Source organism: Xanthomonas pisi DSM 18956 (genome assembly GCF_001010415.1).
Classification (GTDB): Bacteria; Pseudomonadota; Gammaproteobacteria; order Xanthomonadales; family Xanthomonadaceae; genus Xanthomonas; species Xanthomonas pisi.
The window spans coordinates 16,035-33,782 of record NZ_JPLE01000083.1 but is presented as its reverse complement, the minus strand read 5'-3'; the positions used below and the strand labels follow the sequence as shown (position 1 = coordinate 33,782).

The following is a 17,748-nucleotide window of genomic DNA, read 5'->3' as shown; positions in this document are numbered from 1 at the left end:
CTTGCGGCGTGTCCTGCGATGGTGGGCGGGCAAGGGCCTTGCAGCCAAGCGGCAGATCAGCCGCTTGGCTGTCAAACCGCTGCAGCCGAGCTACAGATCAGCCGCCTGTAGCGATAACCCCAAATCATCGGCTCTGCAACACAACTGCCTGAAGTCGTCGTCTGTCAGCAGCTCCTAGCGAAGAGCATCACGCCACACTGCTGGCCTTCTCGTTGCAGTCTTTCCTTCCCCCACGTGCCGAGGAGGGCGTCCGAAGAGTGGATGGAGGCAGCACGTCAGCAGTCATCTCCACCGCAAATCCAACCCGCCCACTCTGCAAAAAACCGCTCAGTCCTCGCCGATGTCCTCGTTCCACACGTCGGGGTTGGCCGAGATATAGCCACCCAGCAGGTCGATGCAGTCCTGGCTTTGCAGGTCGATGACGTTGACGCCGTGCTCGCGCAGCCACGCGATGCCGCCCTGGAAAGTGACCGATTCGCCGACCACCACGGTGCCGATGTTGAACTGGCGCACCAGCCCGCTGCAGTACCAGCACGGCGCCAGCGTGGTGACCATGATGGTGTCCTTGTAGCGGCGCTGACGGCCGGCCTTGCGGAAGGCATCGGTCTCGCCATGCACGGACGGATCGTTCTCCTGCACGCGGCGGTTGTGACCGCAGCCGAGCAGGCGCCCGTCGTTGTGATACAGCGCCGCACCGATCGGGATGCCGCCTTCGGCCAGGCCCTGGCGGGCTTCGGCAATGGCGGTGTCGAGCAATGCGCGGTAGTCGGGGGTAGTGATCATGTGGACTCCATCGTGGCCGCGCCGGCAGGGCGCAGCATGTCGAGATGCGGGATGCCGTCTTCCAGATACGGCGCGGACGACGGCGCAAACCCATGCGCCGCGTAGAACGATTGCAGATGCGCCTGTGCACCGAGCTGGATCGCACTGCCCGGCCAGTGCCTATGCACCAGGCCGATGCCCTCGCGCAACAAGGCGTGCGCCAAGCCGGTGCCGCGAGACGCGGCAGCGACGACCACGCGGCCGATGCTGGGTTCGGCGTAACTCAGGCCCGGCGGCAGCACGCGCAGGTAGGCCGCCAGCGCGCTCGTGTGGGTGGTACCCAGTACATGCAGCACGCCGGGATCGGTGTCCTTGCCATCCAGTTCCGGGTAGGCGCATTGCTGCTCCACCACGAACACGTCCGTGCGCAGGCGCAGCAGCGCGTACAACTGCGTTGTGCTCAGCTGCGTAAAGCGCAGCTGCTGCCAGTGCAGGGGATGCGTGGATGTGGAAGGCATCGGCGCATGATAACGGCATCGCTTGCGAGCGGCAGGCTGACAGGCGCGCCACGTGCGGCACGAGCGCACAGGACGATGCGAGCGTCAGTGCCGAGGCGGACAGTGCCAGTGTCGATGTCCGCGTCTGCCGGACGGATCGTGTGGAGCCCCAAAACGTAGCCTGCAGTCATCCGCTAGGTACGCACAGCGCACTTGTCACCGCAGCGTCTGAGTGGCCCCGCCGCACCGAGCGCAGGCCGCGCCCGCCGGGAGGTTGCGGACGCGTTTCGCTGGCCGCCCCTTTGTGCATGGCGTCGGCAGCGTTCAATCGGCCTTGCTGTCTGTATCGACCGCCACCACCACCGACATGCCTGGCCGCAGCCGTGGGGCCAGTGGCTGGTCGGGGTCGACGCTGATGCGCAGCGGAATACGCTGGGCAATCTTGACGAAGTTGCCGGTGGCGTTATCGGCCGGCAGCACGCTGAATTCCGAGCCGGCGGCCGGTGAGATTTCCTGCACGCGGCCGTGCAGGCGTGCGTTGTCCAAGGCATCGACGGTAAAGCTGGCGCGTTGCCCGATGCGGATCTTCGCCATCTGGGTTTCCTTGAAATTGGCCACGATCCACAGCGTGTCCGGCACCAGCGACATCAACTGCGTGCCGTTGGTGACGTAGGCGCCCTGGCGTACGCCGAGCTGGCCGAGCTGGCCATCGCGCGGGGCCAGGATGCGCGTGTTGTCCAGGTTGATCTGCGCCAGTTGCACGGCCGCTTGCGCATTGGCCACTGCCGCTTCCAGCGCTGCCCGATTGACGGTGACGCTACGTGCATTCTCTTCGGCGGCCTGCACCGCCGCACGCGCCTGCGCGACGCCCGCAGTGGCCTGGGCGCGCGCGGCATAGGCGGTGTCGCGGTCCTGTTCGGACACCAGTTTCTGGTCGGCCAGCTGTTGCGCACGCGCATACGCCGAGCGGGTGCGATCGCTCAGGGCCTGATTGCTGCTCAGCGCTGCGCGTTGTTCGGCGATGGACGCCTGCGCACTATGGCGTTGCTGCTCCCAGTTGGCGAGATTGGCTTGCGCGGTCTGCACTTGCGCCTTGGCCTGTTCGAGCTGCTGGGCGTAAATGCGGTTGTCGATGGTGGCCAGCAGTTGGCCGCGTTTGACATGCGCAAAATCCTGCACGGTGACCTGCGTGACATAGCCGCTGACCTGCGGCGCAATGACGGTGATCTGGCCGTGCACCATGGCATTTTCGGTGCGCTCGATCGCGCTGACGAACGGTGGCAGCCGCCATGCGTACAGCACCAGCGCCACCCCGATCAGGGCCAGCCCGCCAAACCCAATCGCACCGGCGATGCGGCGACGGCGGCGGCGGCGGCGGGCGCGATCGGAGTCGGCAGTGGGGTCGGCAGTCGTATTCATGGGCGCGCAGTGGAAGCGGAAGGGGAGGGTGACACGGGAGGCCGCAGATAGCGTCGCCACACCAGCACGGACAGGATCCACACCCCTGTGGCGATGGCGATACAGCCGATCAGCAGAAACACATCGTTATAGGCCAGCACATTGGCCTCGCGCGTGGCCACGCTGCCGAGCGCACGCACGCCCTGCGCCTGGCGCAGCGTCGGGTCGCCGATGCTGCGGCCATACAGGCTCGCATACGTCTGCACGCGCGCGGCCACCTGCGGGTCGGTCAACACCAGATGCTCGACCAACTGGCTGGAATGGTATTTCTCGCGCAGGATCTGCACGCTACCGAGCAGGGCGCTGCCGAGTAGCCCGCCCATGTTCTGCGCCATGCCGAACAGCACGATGAAGCTGATCAGATTGCCGGGCTGGGCGATCACCCGGCCCAGCCCGGCCACCATCGCCGGGCCGATGAAGAAGGTGCTGCCGAAGGCCAACAGGAACTGGCTGAGGTACATCTGCTCCGGGCGGGTGAGGCTGGTGGCATCGGCATCCATGAAGCAGCCGACACAGATCGCCGCCACCGCAATGATCAGATGCTCGGCCACGCGCGCCGGATTGATCAGCCACGCGCTTGCGGCAACCCCGACCACCGCGCCCAGCAACATCAGCGCGAACAGGGTCTGCAGCTGATCGTTGGCCAGGCCCAGGGTCTGGAAGAAGCCGATCGCACCGGTGCTTTGTTCGGACAGCACCAGCCGGATCAACAGGATCGCCAGCCCCAGCCGCAGCATGTCCGCACTGGCCAGCCAGCGGGTGTTGATCATCGGATTGCGGCGGTTGTGTTCGATCCAGGCCGCCATGCACAGCAGCACGATGGATGTCGCCAGCACCACGCCCAGCCACGGCGTGCTGGTCCACCACAGCAGCCGCCCCAGCGACAGCACCGCAGCCAGCCCGGCCGCGCCGGCCGCAAACAGGGGGAAGGTGACGAAATCCAGCGGCTCGAACACCCGGTAGCGGTCGCTTGGCGGCAGCTTGAGCGCCAGCACGCAGGCCAGCGCGAAGATCGCCAGCCCGAACTCGAACAGGTACAGGCCCTGCCACTGCCCGAACTCCAGCAGGTCGGTGGAGAACACCCGCGCCAGCGGCAACGCCAGCTGGGTCACGCCCAGGCCAAGCACCACCGCCTTGAGCCGGTACTTGCCGGGAAATGCCTGGATCACGTAATACAGCCCCAGCGAGCTGAGCGCCGCGCCGACCAATCCATGCGCCGCGCGCACGGTGATCGCCGAACTCAGGCTGTGCACGAACAGGTGCGCCAGCGCGATGGCCGCATACAAGGCCAGAAAGATCTCGGTGAAGCGGCGCAGCCCGAATTGCTGGCGAAACTTCACCAGCAACAGGTTGGCCGACATATTGGTCATTACGTAGGCCGCCGGCAGCCAGGCCATTTCGGTGGCGTAGGCGCCCAGGCTGCCCTGCAGATACGGCAGGTTGGCGGTGACCAATGCGTTGCTCAGCCCGCCGGTCAGCGCCACCACCAGGCCGACCAGGCCATACTGAATGCGGCGCCGGGTCGGGTGCAGCGGCGTGGATGCCGACCCCGGCAGGGTCGGCTTTTCGTGGGGCTGCCAGTCGCGTGGGGCGTACTTGTCGGGCACGCAATACTCGCAGGGCCGGTTGCGGAAGAGTTCGCGATTGTGGTCCCGTTGCGGTCATGGTGGCGTCAGCAGTGCGATAATCCGGGCATGAGCGAATCCCCCTATACCTCCGGTACTACCCATTTCGGCTTTCGCGATGTCGCTGCCAAGGACAAGCAGAAGCTGGTCGGCGAAGTGTTCACCTCGGTCGCGCGCAACTACGACCTGATGAACGATCTGATGAGCCTGGGCGTCCACCGCGCATGGAAACGCTACTTCGTGGCGACCGCGCAGGTGAAGCCGGGCGACCGCGTGCTGGATCTGGCTGGCGGCACCGGCGACATCGCCGTGCTGCTCAAGGAGCGCGTGGGCGATGAGGGTGCCGTGGTGCTGGGCGACATCAACGCCGGCATGTTGTCGGTGGGCCGCGACCGCCTGACCAATCGCGGCCTGGTGGCGGGCTTCGACTACGTGCAATGCAACGCCGAAGCGCTGCCGTTTCCGGACCAGAGCTTCGATCTGGTGACCATCTCCTTCGGCCTGCGCAACGTCACCGACAAGGACGCCGCACTGCGCGAGATGTATCGCGTGTTGAAGGTGGGCGGCCAGGCGCGCGTGCTCGAGTTCTCCGAAGTGACCGCCGAGTGGTTCAAGCCGATCTACGACTTCCACTCGTTCAAGATCCTGCCCAAGCTGGGCCAGCTGTTCGCGCGCGATGCCGACAGTTACCAGTACCTGGCCGAAAGCATCCGCAAGCATCCGCCGCAGGATTCGCTCAAGGGCATGATGGGCGAGGCCGGATTTGCGCGCTGCCACTACAAGAATCTGACCGGCGGCATCGTGGCGATCCACTCCGGCTACAAGATCTGAATCCGGTCCACGGTTGATTGCCGACGCGGCGCGTGCATCACGCGCCGTGTGTCATGGCGGGGTTGCCGCTTGTGTTCGCTTGGGGTGGCCCGGTTCCGCGCGCGGGCGGACGCGCCAACGAATTTCTGAGACTTTCGTCGCGTTGGCTCCACCATTGGTCGGCGACACTAGGCGCTCTTTTGCCGGAGAGTTGGATGCGCTTGTACGCCGGGCTCTCGCGCGTGTTTCCCCGTTCCTTCAGCGCCAAGTTGCTGGCGGTGACCTTTGTCGGGATCCACCTGCCGCTCCTGTTGTTGATCGCGTGGCTGGCATCGCAGAGCGAGCTGGAAGGGCGCCTGTTGTGGTCGGTGATCATCGTCGCCCTGCTGGCCACGCTGGCGGGAACGGCATTGACGCTCTCGGCGCTGTATCGCCTGCTGGCGCCGTTGCGTATCGCCGCCGACGCGCTGGACACGTATTACGCCGACCAACGCCTGCCCAGCCTGCCCGAGCATGGCGACGACGAATTGGGGCGCCTGTTACGCGGCATCAATCGCAGCCTGCGCGGGATCGATGCCGGCATGCGCGATCTCAAGAAGCACGCCTTGTTCGATCCGTTGACCGAAGCGCTGAACCGGCGCGGCTGCGAACAGGCGATGCGCGATTCGGTCGCCGCCTCTCAACGCGAAGGCTGGCCGTTCGTCCTGTTCGTGTTGGACATGGACAACCTCAAGCCGATCAACGACCGCTTCGGCCACCTGGCCGGGGACCGCGTGCTGGTGCGGCTGGTGGAGTCGGCCTATGGCTGGCTGGGCGCGCAGGACTGGGTCGGGCGCTGGGGCGGCGATGAATTCCTGATCGGCGTGCATGCCAGCGAAGACGAGGCCACCCTCAAGCTCAACCAATGGCTGTCGATGCTCGAACGCGAAGATGCCGAGGAGGCGCCGTTGCATGTGAGCGCCGGCAGCGCAGTGTGCGAGCGTGGCCTGGATGCCACCGAGCTGTATCGCCGCGCGGATGCGGCGATGTATCGCGCCAAGTTCTCCGGCGGCCGGCGCCTGGTGCGCGACGGGCACGACACGCCGCGCAGTCATCCGGTGAGCTGAGCAGCACCGTCGCGTCGGCGGGCAGCATGCAGGCCATGGCCTGCGTCCGTTACCGCCTGCACGGGCAGGCAGTGGCGCGGAGCGCTAAAATGCCCAATTCCCTCGCTGCGGTGCCATCGATGCGCTTCCCGTACCTGTCGCTGTCCCTGGCCGTGTCCATTGCGCTGGCCGGCTGTTCCAACGAATCCACATCACCGGCTGCCACCACCGCTGCGCCGGCCGCCACCGCCAAGGCTCCCGTGAAAGCAGACGCCCGCAACCACGACGAAAGCTCCTACGCTCAGCCGCAGCTGGTGGTGATCAAGGATCTGGCGCTGGACCTGAAGCTGGATTTCGACAGCAAGCAGATCGGCGGTACCGCGACCTATACGCTGGAGTGGAAGGACAAGTCGGCCAAGCAACTGGTGCTGGATACGCGCGAGCTCAGCATCGCCCAGGTGCAGGCCGACGACGGCAAGGGCGCACTGGCGCCGCTGCAGTTCGCACTGGCGCCGGCCGACAAGACCTTCGGCAGCAAGCTCACCATCGAGACGCCGAACCAGCCGGCCAAGGTCGTGATCACCTATCACACCGCACCGACCGCCTCCGGCCTGCAGTGGCTGGAACCGTCGATGACCGAAGGCAAGCAGCTGCCTTTCATGTTCAGCCAGTCGCAGGCGATCCACGCGCGCAGCTGGGTGCCATTGCAGGACACCCCGAGCGTGCGCTTCACCTATAGCGCGCATGTGACTTCGCGCCCGGACGTGATGGTGCTGATGAGCGCCGACAACGACCCCAAGGCCGCGCGCGACGGCGATTACAGCTTCAAGATGCCTGAGCCGATTCCGTCCTATCTGCTGGCGATCGCCGCCGGCGATGTGGTGTTCAAGCCGATCTCCGCACGTTCTGGTGTCTGGGCAGAGCCGGCGATGGCCGACAAGGCCGCCAAGGAATTCGAGGACACCGAAAAGATGATCGGTGCCGCCGAAAAACTCTATGGCCCCTATCGCTGGGGCCGTTACGACATGCTGGTGCTGCCGCCATCGTTCCCGTTCGGCGGCATGGAAAACCCGCGGCTGACCTTCGCCACGCCCACCGTGATCGTCGGCGACAAGTCGCTGGTGTCGCTGGTCGCCCACGAACTGGCGCATAGCTGGTCGGGCAACCTGGTGACCAACGCCAGCTGGAAGGACATCTGGCTCAACGAAGGCTTTACCACCTATGTGCAGGGCCGCATTACCGAGGCCCTGTACGGCGTGGAAATGGCCGAGATGGAGCGCGAGATCGACCAGGGCGATCTGCTGGCCGAAGTGAAGGACATGCCGCCGGCCGACCAGGCGCTGGCACTGCCGCCGCTGGCGCAGCGCGACCCGGACGAAGCCTTGAGCCAGGTGGCCTACGTCAAGGGCGCGTGGTTCCTGCAGTTCCTGGAGCAGCGTTTCGGCCGTGAGGTGTTCGACCCGTTCCTGCGCGGCTGGTTCGACGATCACGCGTTCCAGAGTGCGACCACCGACCAGTTCGTCGACTATCTGCAGAAGAACCTGCTGGCCAAGCATCCCAACACCGTGAGCGCGGCCGAAGTGGACGCCTGGTTGAAGCAGCCGGGCATCCCGGCGTTTGCGGCCAAGGCGCGCTCGCGCAGCTTCTCGATCGTGGACACCGCGCGCATCGCCTGGAGCGGTAGCGGCACCCTGCCGAGCAAGCAGGTCACCAGCGAGTGGGGCACGCAGGAGTGGGTGCATTTCCTCAGCGGCATGGGCGTGACCTTGAAGCCCGAGCAACTCAAGCAGCTGGATGAGGCCTATCACTTCACCGGCACCCCGAACGGCGAGATCGCCATGCGCTGGTATCCGTTGGCGATCCGCAGCGGCTACATGGAGGCGCGTCCTGCCGCCGGCGAGTTCATCGAACGCGTGGGCCGTCGCAAGCTGGTATTGCCGATCTATGCCGAACTGTTGAAGACCCCGGACGGCATTGCCTTCGCCGAACAGGCCTTCGAAAAAGCCAAGCCCAGCTATCACCCGATCACCACCGCCTCGGTGGCCGAGATGCTGGCCAAGGCCAAGGCAGCACCGCCCGCGCAGCCGTGATGCCGGGGGAGGGCGGTGCGCCGCCCTCCCGCCGCGGCAACACGCAGCCGTAGCAGCGCACCCGGGCGCGATCAGGCAGTCCTGGTAAAGCCCTGCCGCGCCCGGGTGCGCTCCTACGTGGGGAGGTCGATGCCGAACGGTCGAGACTCTGGACGGCATTGCATTGGCCGGATAGGCCTTCGAAAGCCATGCCAGCCATGCCAGCGCCACTGTGACGGTAGTGGAGAGCGTTGCGGACGCCCTCCCGCCGCGGCAACACGCCTTCGTAGCAGCGCACTCGGGCGCGATCAGGCAGTCCTGGTAAAGCCCTGTCGCGCCCAGGTGCGCTCCTACGGCGGGTGTTGTTGCTGCTGCCTGATTGCGACTCGCGGCACCTGTCGCCCTGTCGATCTATCGCGCATGGACAGACTGGTATCGTTGTCGCTGGATCTGTCCCGGAGTCGACGATGAAGTATCTGTTGAGCGCGGTCCTGTGCGTGGCGGCCCTGAGTGCCTGCACCGACCGGCAGGCGCAACGCAAGGCGCAGGAAACCGCGCAGGCGCAGGCGAAAGAAACCCAGGCCGATGCGCTCGCCAAGCAATACGACGAAGCGGTCAAGGCGCAGAACTGGGACATGGCGCGCGCGCATGGTGCAGCCTTGCTCGAAGGCTATGCCGGCACGGCCGCCGCCACGCGCATCGAACCCGGGTATGCCGACATCAAGGCCAAGGGCGAACAGGCGCGCGAGCTGCGCCGCATGCAGGCGCTCTGGCAGTACTCGCAGGTGCCGGCAACGGGCGGCACGCAGCGCTCGGCGATGATCGATGCCAAGCAGCGCGTGGATGTCGACGGCAGCGGGCCCAAGCCGGTGAGCCTGGTCTTCCGGGATCATCCGCAGTGGAAGCGTCATAGCTATCTCGTGCTCAAGGCCGGCGACTTCAAGTGCTACGGCGGCTGCAAGGTGCAGGTCTCCGCCGATGGCGGCGCACCACGTGCGATGGCCGCGCATCGCCCGGAGACCGACGAGGCGATCGCCATGTTCATCGACGACGACAAGGCGTTGTGGAAAGTGGTGCGCAACGCCAAGCGCATCAGCATTGCCTTCCCGGTCAAGGCCGGTGGCACGCGGACCGCGGAGTTCGAGGTAGGCGGGCTGGATACCACCCAGATGCCGGGCTGGAAGTAATCCATGGATGGCGCAAGCGCAGCCCGACTGCCGCTGTCAGCCTACCGGCATTGGGTGTTCGACATGGATGGCACGCTCACGCTGCCGGTGCACGATTTCGCGTTGATCCGGCGCGCGCTGGAGATTCCGCCCGAAGACGACATCCTGCATCACCTGGCCGCCTTGCCCGCCGATCAGGCGCAGGCCAAGCACGCCTGGTTGCTGGAGCACGAGCGCGCCTTGGCGGAAGCGGCGCAGCCTGCGCCAGGCGCGCAAGAAGCAGTGCGCGCGCTGCACGCCGACGGCTGCCGTCTCGGTTTGCTGACCCGCAACGCACGCAGCCTGGCGAAGGTGACGCTGGAGGCGATCGGCCTGGACGATGCCTTCGCCTGGGACGACATCGTCGGCCGCGACGAGGCCGCGCCCAAACCTGCGCCCGACGGACTGCAGTATTTCCAGCAGCGTTGGGCGGTGAGTGCCGCTGCCGTGCTCATGATCGGCGACCACCACAACGACCTGGCCTGCGGCCGCGCGGCTGGCGCAGCGACCGTGCTGGTCAACACTCCCGGCGATCCCTGGCCCGGCCTGGCCGATTGGCGCCTGCGCGATTGCAGCGAACTGTTGCAGCAATGGCAGTCCCGCGCAGACGGCTGACGTCGCATCGGTCGCATCGCTCCGACGGGAGAACCATGACGCGCCGCCGACTCGCACACGTTGACGCATCAATTGCCCCTCTCCCTGCGGGAGAGCAACTGTCTTGATCAACTGATGACGCCAACTGCCAGTTGGGTTGGGGTGAAGGTACGGGCCAAGCTTTCGTGTCGTTTGGTTCAACCTGCGCGGGGCTTGGCCCGCACCCTCATCCGGCGCTGCGCGCCACCTTCTCCCGCCTGGCGGGAGAAGGACAAAAGGACAAACAGTCGAGCTGCCGCTTAAAGCCCCTCTCCCTGCGGGAGAGGGGTTGGGGTGAGGGTACGGATCAAGCGCAGTCCACCAGATCACTGGTATCGCGCTTGCCCAGCGCACGACCGCGAACGCGTCGGCGTGGGAGCACCGTTCCCTCCGCTCCGGCGCATTCCTCCAATGGCAGAACAAGCGCGGCAGCTTCGCTGCCCTCTCGTTGGCGGCCTTCCCCAATACCACAGGCCCCAGGATCACCTCCGTCGTCCGGTCGACCAGGCGGTTCCGCCTCCCCACCAAGGCGTCCGCGCCCAACCTGTTCCACCGTTGCTACAGCAAGCCCGGCGCAAAGTGTGCCAAATCCGATACACCGCTCGCGCGGCATTCACTGCGGCCATACAAAGCCCTGACGCCGCAAGGTGCTGCGACGCAACAGCGCGCTGGCACGCGCTGTGCTCTGTCCTCTCGCGGTACCCACCCGTTTGCGCCGTCGTCGCGTGCATCAAACGCAGTGGCTCTTCGTTCGATTGGATTGTTCACCGAGAGGGGTAGACGCATATGCACCAATCTTCCTGTCGCAGCGTCCGCAGCGGCGCGTTGCTGATGCTTGCGCTGAGCGCCGTACTGGCCGGCTGCAAGAAAGACACGCCTGCCGAAACCGCAGCGCCCGCACCTGCAGCCGCACCCGCCGCCGCGCCGCCCGCCGCTGCCGTGGTCGATACCGATAGCGAATTCACCGCCAACGCCAGCAACGCGGACAACTGGGGCGGCGTCGGTCGGGATTTTGCGCTCACCCGGCACAGCCCGCTGGCCGAAATCAACCGCGACAACGTCAAGAACCTGAAGATGTCGTGGGAAATGAAAACCGACGCCACGCGCGGCCACGAAGGCCAGCCGCTGGTGATCGGCAGCATCATGTACATGGTCAGCGCCTACCCGAACAACGTGTTCGCGATCGATCTGGCGGCACAGGACGACGGCGGCAAGGTGTTGTGGAAATACACCCCGCAACAGGACGAACGTTCGGTGGCGGTGGCCTGCTGCGATACCGTCAACCGCGGTGCGTCGTATGCCGATGGCAAGCTGGTGTTCGGCAGCCTGAGCGGCGATGTGATCGCGCTCGATGCCAAGACCGGCAAGGAAGTGTGGAAACAGAAACTCGCACATCCGGACAAGGGCGAAACCATCACCATGGCGCCGATCATTGCCGACGGCAAAGTGGTGGCCGGCATCAGCGGCAACGAGTTCGGCGTGCTCGGTCGCGTGGCCGCCTACAACCTGTCCGATGGCAAGCAGGCATGGTCCTGCGATGCCGCCGGTACCGACAAGGCGATCTGCCTGGGCCCGGATTTCAACAAGGCCAATCCGCAGCATGGCCAGCTCGGCGACCTGGGCGTCAAGACCTTCCCCAACGACGAATGGAAGCGCGGTGGTGGTGCAGCCTGGGGCTGGTACAGCTACGACCCGAAGTTGAAGCTGGTCTATTACGGCACCGGCAATCCCGGCCTGTGGAGCCCGTCGTATCGCTGCGGCAAGACCTCGCATGAGGAATGCAACAACGGCGAGCACGACAACAAGTGGTCGATGACGCTGTTCGCGCGCAAGATCGATACCGGCGAAGCGGTGTGGGGCTACCAAAAGACCCCGTTCGACCAGTGGGATTACGACGGCATCAACGAGCCGATCCTGGTCGATCTGACCATCGACGGCAAGCAGGTTCCATCGGTGGTGCAGTTCGATCGCAACGGCTTTGCCTACGTGCTCGATCGTCGCGATGGCACGCTGCTGCGCGCGCACAAGTTCGTGCCGGCCAACTGGGCCGAACGCATCGACATGAAGACCGGCCGGCCGGTGAAGGTGGCCGCGCATTCGCCGCTGGAACGCGGCAAGAAGGTGCAGGCGTTCCCGTCGGCGATGGGCGGCAAGGATCAGCAGCCGTGCTCGGTGGATCCAGCCAATTCGGCGGTGTTCTTCTGCGGCACCAATAACTGGCACATGGAGCTGGAACCGCAGGAACGCGGCAACACCATGATGGGCCTGCCGTATGTGTTCGCCAACGTGATGATGAAGCCCAACGAGCCGGGGGCGCTGGGCATCGTCAAGGCCTTCGATGTGGTGGAAGGCAAGTCCAAGTGGGAGATCAAGGAGAAGTTCCCGGTGTGGAGCGGCACCCTGGTCACCGATGGCGGGCTGGTGTTCTACGGCACGCTCGATGGCTGGTTCCGTGCGGTGGACAAGGACACCGGCAAGAAGCTGTGGGAGATGAAGCTGCCGTCCGGCATCATCGGCAACCCCATCGCCTACAAGGCCAACGGCCACCAGTACGTGGCGGTGTTCTCGGGCATCGGCGGCTGGATCGGTCTGCCGGTGGCGGCAGGCCTGGATCCGTCCGATCCGTACGGCGCGCTGGGTGCTGCCGGGCTGGCGTTCGGCGCCGGCTTCGACAAGATCCCGCTCGGCGGCATGGTGCATACCTTCCGTCTGGATGGCGCCGGCAAGACGGTGACCACCACCGCAACCGCCACTGCGGCCGCCGGCGGCGGCACCGCCAACGCAGCAGCGAAGACGGCACGATGAGATCCACGCAAGGCGTTGGACGCGCACGTCGGCAGAGCCGTGCCGGCGTGCGCGGCATGACCTGGCACCTGCGCAAGGTGCTGGTGGTTTGCAGCCTCGGACTCGTCGCCGCAGGTTGCACACGCGAGCCGTCCTCACCGACGGCTCGCGCTTCTGATTCCGATGCAGCGCCCGCAGCGGCGCCTGCATCCACTGCAGCGCCCGCCGCCGCGCAAACGCCGGCAAACGCGCCACCGCCTGCGCCCGATCCCACGGTGCTGCGCGTGTGCGCCGACCCGGGCAACATGCCGTTGTCCAACAAGGCGGGCGAGGGCTTTCAGAACAAGATTGCGCAGGTGGTGGCCGATGCCATGGGCCGTCGCCTGGAATACGAATGGCGCACCTACTACCAGCGCGGGCTGGCGCGCAGCACCATCACTGCCGGCCGCTGCGATCTGCTGATGGATCTCAACAGCGATTTCGAGCAGGGCCTGACTACGCGCCCGGTGTACCGCTCGACCTACGTGCTGGTCACGCGCAAGGGATTGAATCTGGTGCCCACATCGCTGGACGATCCGGCGCTGAAAAAACTGCGGCTGGGCGTGTTTCAGAGCTCACCCGCGCGCCAGGCGCTGTACGAGCACGGCATCAGTGGTGAGGTGCAATACCTGTTCTACGACTCGGCCACCGCCCCGGAAGAACATCCGGGCAAGCTGGTGGAGCGTGTGGCCGCCAACGAACTGGATGCGGCCGAATCCTGGGGCCCGGTGGCCGGTTACTACGCCGCGCGCAGCAGCCTGGGCGTGGTGCCGTTGAACACCATCGACGATGCGGTGCTGGAATATTCGATGGCGTGGGCGGTATCGCGCAAGAACGCCGCACTGCGCGATGCATTGAACACCGCGCTGCAGGACAACACCGCCAAGATCGCCGAGATCCTGCGCAGCTATCACGTGCCGCTGGTGCGTTGCAGCGACTGCGTCGTGGCTGGCGATCTGCCATCGCATAGGCCTTACGTCACACCGGCTTCCGCATCGACCGCGCCAAGTCCGGCTGCCTCGTCGCAGGAGCTGGCGCAGTTGCAGTTGCGCATTGCCGATGGGGCAGACCCCAACCAGGAGCTGGCGCATGCGCTGGACGCCGGCGATGCAGTGCGTGCGGCGTGGTTGCTGCGGCATGGCGCCGATGCCAACACGCCCAATCTGCTCGGTGAGCCGCCACTGCATCAGGCCATCCGCAATCAGGAACCGGATCTGGTCGGGCTGTTGCTGGACGCCGGTGCGCGCCTGGAGGCGCGCGATGCCAGTGGCTGGACTGCGCTGATGAAAGCCGCGTGGGCCAATGATGCCGATAGCGTGACCCGGCTGGTGGGCAAGCGCGCCCCGGTCGATACGGTGTCCGGCGATGGCTGGAGCGCATTGGATCTGGCGGTCTCGTATGCCGACGCCAGCGTGGTGCAGGCATTGCTGGCCGCGGGGGCGAACGTCAAGCGCGCCAATGCCAAGGGATTTACGCCGGTGATGTTTGCGGTGGCGCGTGACGACCCGGCCATCCTCGATGCGCTGCTCGCGCGAGGCGCCGACGTGGGACATGCAAACCAGGCCGGTGTCACCGCCCTGATGCTGGCCGCAGCGGCCGGACGCCAGGACGTCGCCAAGCGTCTGCTGGCGGCCGGTGCCGACCCGGCGGCGCGCAACCGCGATGGCAAGACCGCTGCGACATTGGCACAGGACCGTGGCGATGCTGCGTTGGCTGCGCTCCTCAACGAGGCCAAGCGCCCTTCCAGACGCTGACTGTTTCATCCGCCGCGTGCACGGGGTGCGCGGCGTTCCCTCCGATCAGAAAGGTTCGTTCATGCGCAAGTCCACTGTGGGTTGTATCGATCGTTCCATGCGCATGCCGGTCTGTGCGTTGTTGCTCAGCGCACTGCTGGCTGCGTGCGGAAAAGAGGCTCCGCCGGCACCGGCGTCCGATGCGGCGCCACCACCGGCCGCCAGCGCGCCCGCACCGGCGGCCGATGCCGCCGCGCCACCTCCGCCCGCAGCTGCACCCGCGGCAATGCCCAATCCGGCCGCAGGGCCCGCGCCCGACCCGGCCACGCCAGCCGCACCGCCGGCCACGGTGACGCCGATTGCGAAGGGGCCGGAGGTCAAGGTCACGCCTGAACTGATCGCCGAAGGCAAGAAGATCTATTTCTCTGCCGGCTGCAACGCCTGCCACGGCGGCACCGGGGGCGGTGGCATGTGCCCGCCGCTGACCAACGACATCTGGGTCTACGGCAGCGATGACGACACCCTGCGCACGCTGATCAGCGAAGGCACCGCGGCCATGATCACGCACGGCAAGACCCGCATCGGGCATGAAAAAGTCGTGGGGCAGATGCCGCCGTTCGCGCCGGTGCTCAAGCCGGGCGACACCGAAAAGCTGCTGGCCTTCATCCATTCGATCAACAAGACCGCGGGCAAGGCGCAATGAAGCAAGGCGCACTGCGCTCGGCACCCGGTCGCTGGCGGCGCGCCTGTGCGGTGATTGCATCGGGCGCGTTGCTGATCGCCGGTTGCCAGCGCGATGCGGCTGCCCCGGCGGCGACGGCGTCCGCATCTGCGGCTGCATCCAGCAGCGCGGCACCGGCGCCGTCAGCAGCGGCGGTGTTGGCCTACGTGCCCAACCAGCGCAGCGGCACGGTGTCGGTGATCGACACCGGCACCGATACGGTGGTGCGCACCCTCACCGCGCAAGGCCAGCTCGGCAAGCGCCTGCAACAGGTGTTGCCCGGCCCGCAGGGGCATCTGTATCTGATCGATGCCGAGCACCACCGTTTGATCGAACTCGACACCGCCAAGGACGCGGTCTTGCGGCAAGTGGACATCGGCGAAAACGCCGAAGGCATCGCGCTGTCGCCGGATGGCAAGCAGTTTGCGGTGTGCGTGGAAGGGCAGAATCAGGTGATGCTGATCGACGCGGCGCAGTTCCGCGTGCAGCAGGTCATCGCCACGCGTGGGCAGGCGCCGGAGCATTGCGCGTATACCCCCGATGGGCAGTGGCTGCTCACCAGCAACGAAGGCTCCAACGACATGGACATGATCGAGCTGGCCACGCATCAGTCGCGCGGTGTGGTCGCCACCAGCGGCCATCCCCGCGGCATGGCGTTCGCACCGGACGGCCGCAGCGTCTATATCGCGCAGGAAACCGCCAACGTGGTGGATGTGATCGACCTGCAGACCCGCACGCGCCGTGCCAGTCTGCCGGCCGGCGTGCGCACCGCCGGCGTGACGCTCTCGGCCGACGGCACGCGGTTGTACGCATCCAACGGCGGTGCCGGTACGGTCAGCGTGATCGATACCGGCACCGCGCGCAGCCTGGCCGAGATTCCGGTCGGATTACGGCCCTGGAATCCGGCGCTCACGCCGGCCGGCGACAAGTTGTATGTCGCCAATGGACGCTCCAACACGGTGAGCGTGATCGATACCGGCAGCTTGCGCGAACTCAAACAGATCCCTGTCGGCGAACTGCCGTGGGGCGTGGTCATCGCGCGCTGAGCGGCGGCCATGCCCAGACGCGCCGGGGAGGCGGGATGAAGACACGCGCTGCGGTGGCCTGGGGCCCGAATCAACCGCTGAGCATCGAAGAGGTGGACCTGCAACCGCCGCGCCCCGGCGAAGTGCTGGTGCGGCTGGTTGCCACCGGCATCTGCCACGGCGATGCGCATGCGCTGGCGCACGGGCATGCGAGCAGCTTTCCGGTCATCCTGGGGCAGGAGGGCGCGGGAATTGTCGAAGACGTGGGCATTGGCGTGACCAGCGTGCGTGCCGGCGATCACGTCATTCCGCTGTACATGCCCGAATGCGGCGTCTGCAAGTTCTGCCGCTCTGGCCGCACCAACCTGTGCCAGGCGATTCGCAGCAGTCAGGAGCGCGGCCTGATGCCCGATGGCAGCAGCCGGTTTTCGTTGAACGGGCGGCCGATCCTGCACCACATGGGCACCAGCACGTTCTCCGAATACACCGTGTTGCCGGAGATTGCGGTGGCGCGCATCCATCCGGACGCGCCACTCGACCAGGCCTGCCTGCTCGGTTGCACGGTCACCACCGGCGTTGGTGCGGTGCTCAACAGTACGCATGTGCGGCCGGGCGATTGCGTGGCGGTCTTCGGGCTGGGCGGGATCGGCCTGTCGGTCGTGCAGGGCGCGGTCCTGGCAAATGCCGGGCGCATCATCGCGGTGGATATCGACCCGGGCAAGTTCGCCTTGGCGCGCGCGCTGGGAGCCACCGATTGCCTGGACCCGCGCGATTACGGCGCCCCGATCCAGCAGGTGATCGTGGACCTCACCGACGGTGGCGCCGACCACAGTTTCGAATGCGTGGGCGATGTTGGCGCGATGCGCGCAGCACTGGAGTGCTGCCACAAGGGCTGGGGCGAGAGCGTCATTCTCGGCGTGGCCGACGATGCGCAGGAGATCAGCACGCGACCGTTTCAATTGGTCACTGGCCGGGTGTGGCGTGGCAGCGCGTTCGGCGGGGTGAAGGGGCGCAGCGAGTTGCCCGGCTATGTGGAGCGCTATCTGCAGGGCGACATCCAGCTGGCGCCGCTGATCACCCGTACCCTGGCATTGGACGACATCAATCAGGCGCTGGCGGATCTGCGCGCGGCGCGCGGCATCAAATCGATCGTGCGGTATTGAAGGAGACGACATGAGGTCGACGTATCACCTGGCGAAGTATCGCAACACACTGCCGTTTCGCACCGCGTGCCATGGCCGCGATGCACTGCAACCGCATCGGCTCGCCCGCGCATGCGCAGCACTGCTGTGCGCTGGCACG

At 66.3% G+C, this 17,748-nt stretch carries 14 protein-coding genes; 10 read left to right on the top strand and 4 right to left on the bottom strand.

Annotation, left to right across the window (positions count from 1 at the left end; translation table 11 throughout):
* Positions 1-327: 327 nt before the first annotated feature.
* From Y887_RS16235 to Y887_RS16220, 4 genes are all read right to left on the bottom strand, one after another.
* The gene (locus tag Y887_RS16235; protein WP_046965334.1) at positions 328-783 is read right to left on the bottom strand and encodes a nucleoside deaminase; all 456 of its coding nucleotides are present in this window, start codon (positions 781-783) and stop codon (positions 328-330) included.
* Positions 780-1,280, bottom strand: a complete 501-nt coding sequence (locus Y887_RS16230) for a GNAT family N-acetyltransferase (protein ID WP_046965333.1) — start codon at positions 1,278-1,280, stop codon at positions 780-782. Before Y887_RS16230 ends, Y887_RS16235 begins: the two co-directional genes overlap by 4 nt.
* 303 nt (positions 1,281-1,583) lie before the next feature.
* Positions 1,584-2,678: an HlyD family secretion protein gene (locus Y887_RS16225; protein ID WP_046965332.1), complete on the bottom strand. Its 1,095-nt coding sequence runs from the start codon at positions 2,676-2,678 to the stop codon at positions 1,584-1,586.
* Positions 2,675-4,324, bottom strand: coding sequence for an MFS transporter (locus Y887_RS16220; RefSeq protein WP_046965331.1), 1,650 nt, complete (start codon positions 4,322-4,324; stop codon positions 2,675-2,677). Before Y887_RS16220 ends, Y887_RS16225 begins: the two co-directional genes overlap by 4 nt.
* Before the next feature lie 87 nt (positions 4,325-4,411).
* Here Y887_RS16220 and ubiE point away from each other — a divergent pair, with 87 nt between their 5' ends.
* The 10 genes from ubiE (at position 4,412) to Y887_RS16170 (ending at position 17,609) form a co-directional block, all read left to right on the top strand.
* Positions 4,412-5,173, top strand: coding sequence for a bifunctional demethylmenaquinone methyltransferase/2-methoxy-6-polyprenyl-1,4-benzoquinol methylase UbiE (gene ubiE, locus Y887_RS16215; protein ID WP_046965330.1), 762 nt, complete (start codon positions 4,412-4,414; stop codon positions 5,171-5,173).
* Positions 5,174-5,367: 194 nt separating this feature from the next.
* Positions 5,368-6,258, top strand: a complete 891-nt coding sequence (locus Y887_RS16210) for a GGDEF domain-containing protein (RefSeq protein ID WP_046965329.1) — start codon at positions 5,368-5,370, stop codon at positions 6,256-6,258.
* Positions 6,259-6,377: 119 nt separating this feature from the next.
* Positions 6,378-8,327 (top strand): M1 family metallopeptidase, encoded by a 1,950-nt coding sequence (locus Y887_RS16205; RefSeq protein ID WP_181113218.1) that lies wholly within the window; start codon positions 6,378-6,380, stop codon positions 8,325-8,327.
* Positions 8,328-8,773: 446 nt separating this feature from the next.
* On the top strand, positions 8,774-9,493 hold the full coding sequence (locus Y887_RS16200; RefSeq protein WP_046965327.1) for a hypothetical protein: 720 nt from the start codon (positions 8,774-8,776) through the stop codon (positions 9,491-9,493).
* Between the two features lie 3 nt (positions 9,494-9,496).
* Complete coding sequence (locus Y887_RS16195; RefSeq protein ID WP_046965326.1) at positions 9,497-10,126, top strand: HAD family hydrolase; 630 nt, start codon at positions 9,497-9,499, stop codon at positions 10,124-10,126.
* 804 nt (positions 10,127-10,930) lie between these two features.
* On the top strand, positions 10,931-12,949 hold the full coding sequence (locus tag Y887_RS16190) for a methanol/ethanol family PQQ-dependent dehydrogenase (RefSeq protein ID WP_342749442.1): 2,019 nt from the start codon (positions 10,931-10,933) through the stop codon (positions 12,947-12,949).
* Complete coding sequence (locus Y887_RS16185) at positions 12,946-14,721, top strand: quinoprotein dehydrogenase-associated putative ABC transporter substrate-binding protein (protein ID WP_046965325.1); 1,776 nt, start codon at positions 12,946-12,948, stop codon at positions 14,719-14,721. The genes Y887_RS16190 and Y887_RS16185 overlap by 4 nt, the downstream gene beginning before the upstream one ends.
* Positions 14,722-14,746: 25 nt before the next feature.
* The gene (locus Y887_RS16180) at positions 14,747-15,403 is read left to right on the top strand and encodes a c-type cytochrome (protein WP_084726075.1); all 657 of its coding nucleotides are present in this window, start codon (positions 14,747-14,749) and stop codon (positions 15,401-15,403) included.
* An 11-nt stretch (positions 15,404-15,414) separates the two neighbouring features.
* Entirely contained in the window at positions 15,415-16,467 is a 1,053-nt protein-coding gene (locus Y887_RS16175) for a beta-propeller fold lactonase family protein (RefSeq protein ID WP_046965337.1), read from the top strand.
* A 35-nt stretch (positions 16,468-16,502) separates the two neighbouring features.
* On the top strand, positions 16,503-17,609 hold the full coding sequence (locus tag Y887_RS16170; RefSeq protein WP_046965323.1) for an S-(hydroxymethyl)glutathione dehydrogenase/class III alcohol dehydrogenase: 1,107 nt from the start codon (positions 16,503-16,505) through the stop codon (positions 17,607-17,609).
* The last annotated feature ends 139 nt before the right edge of the window (positions 17,610-17,748 follow it).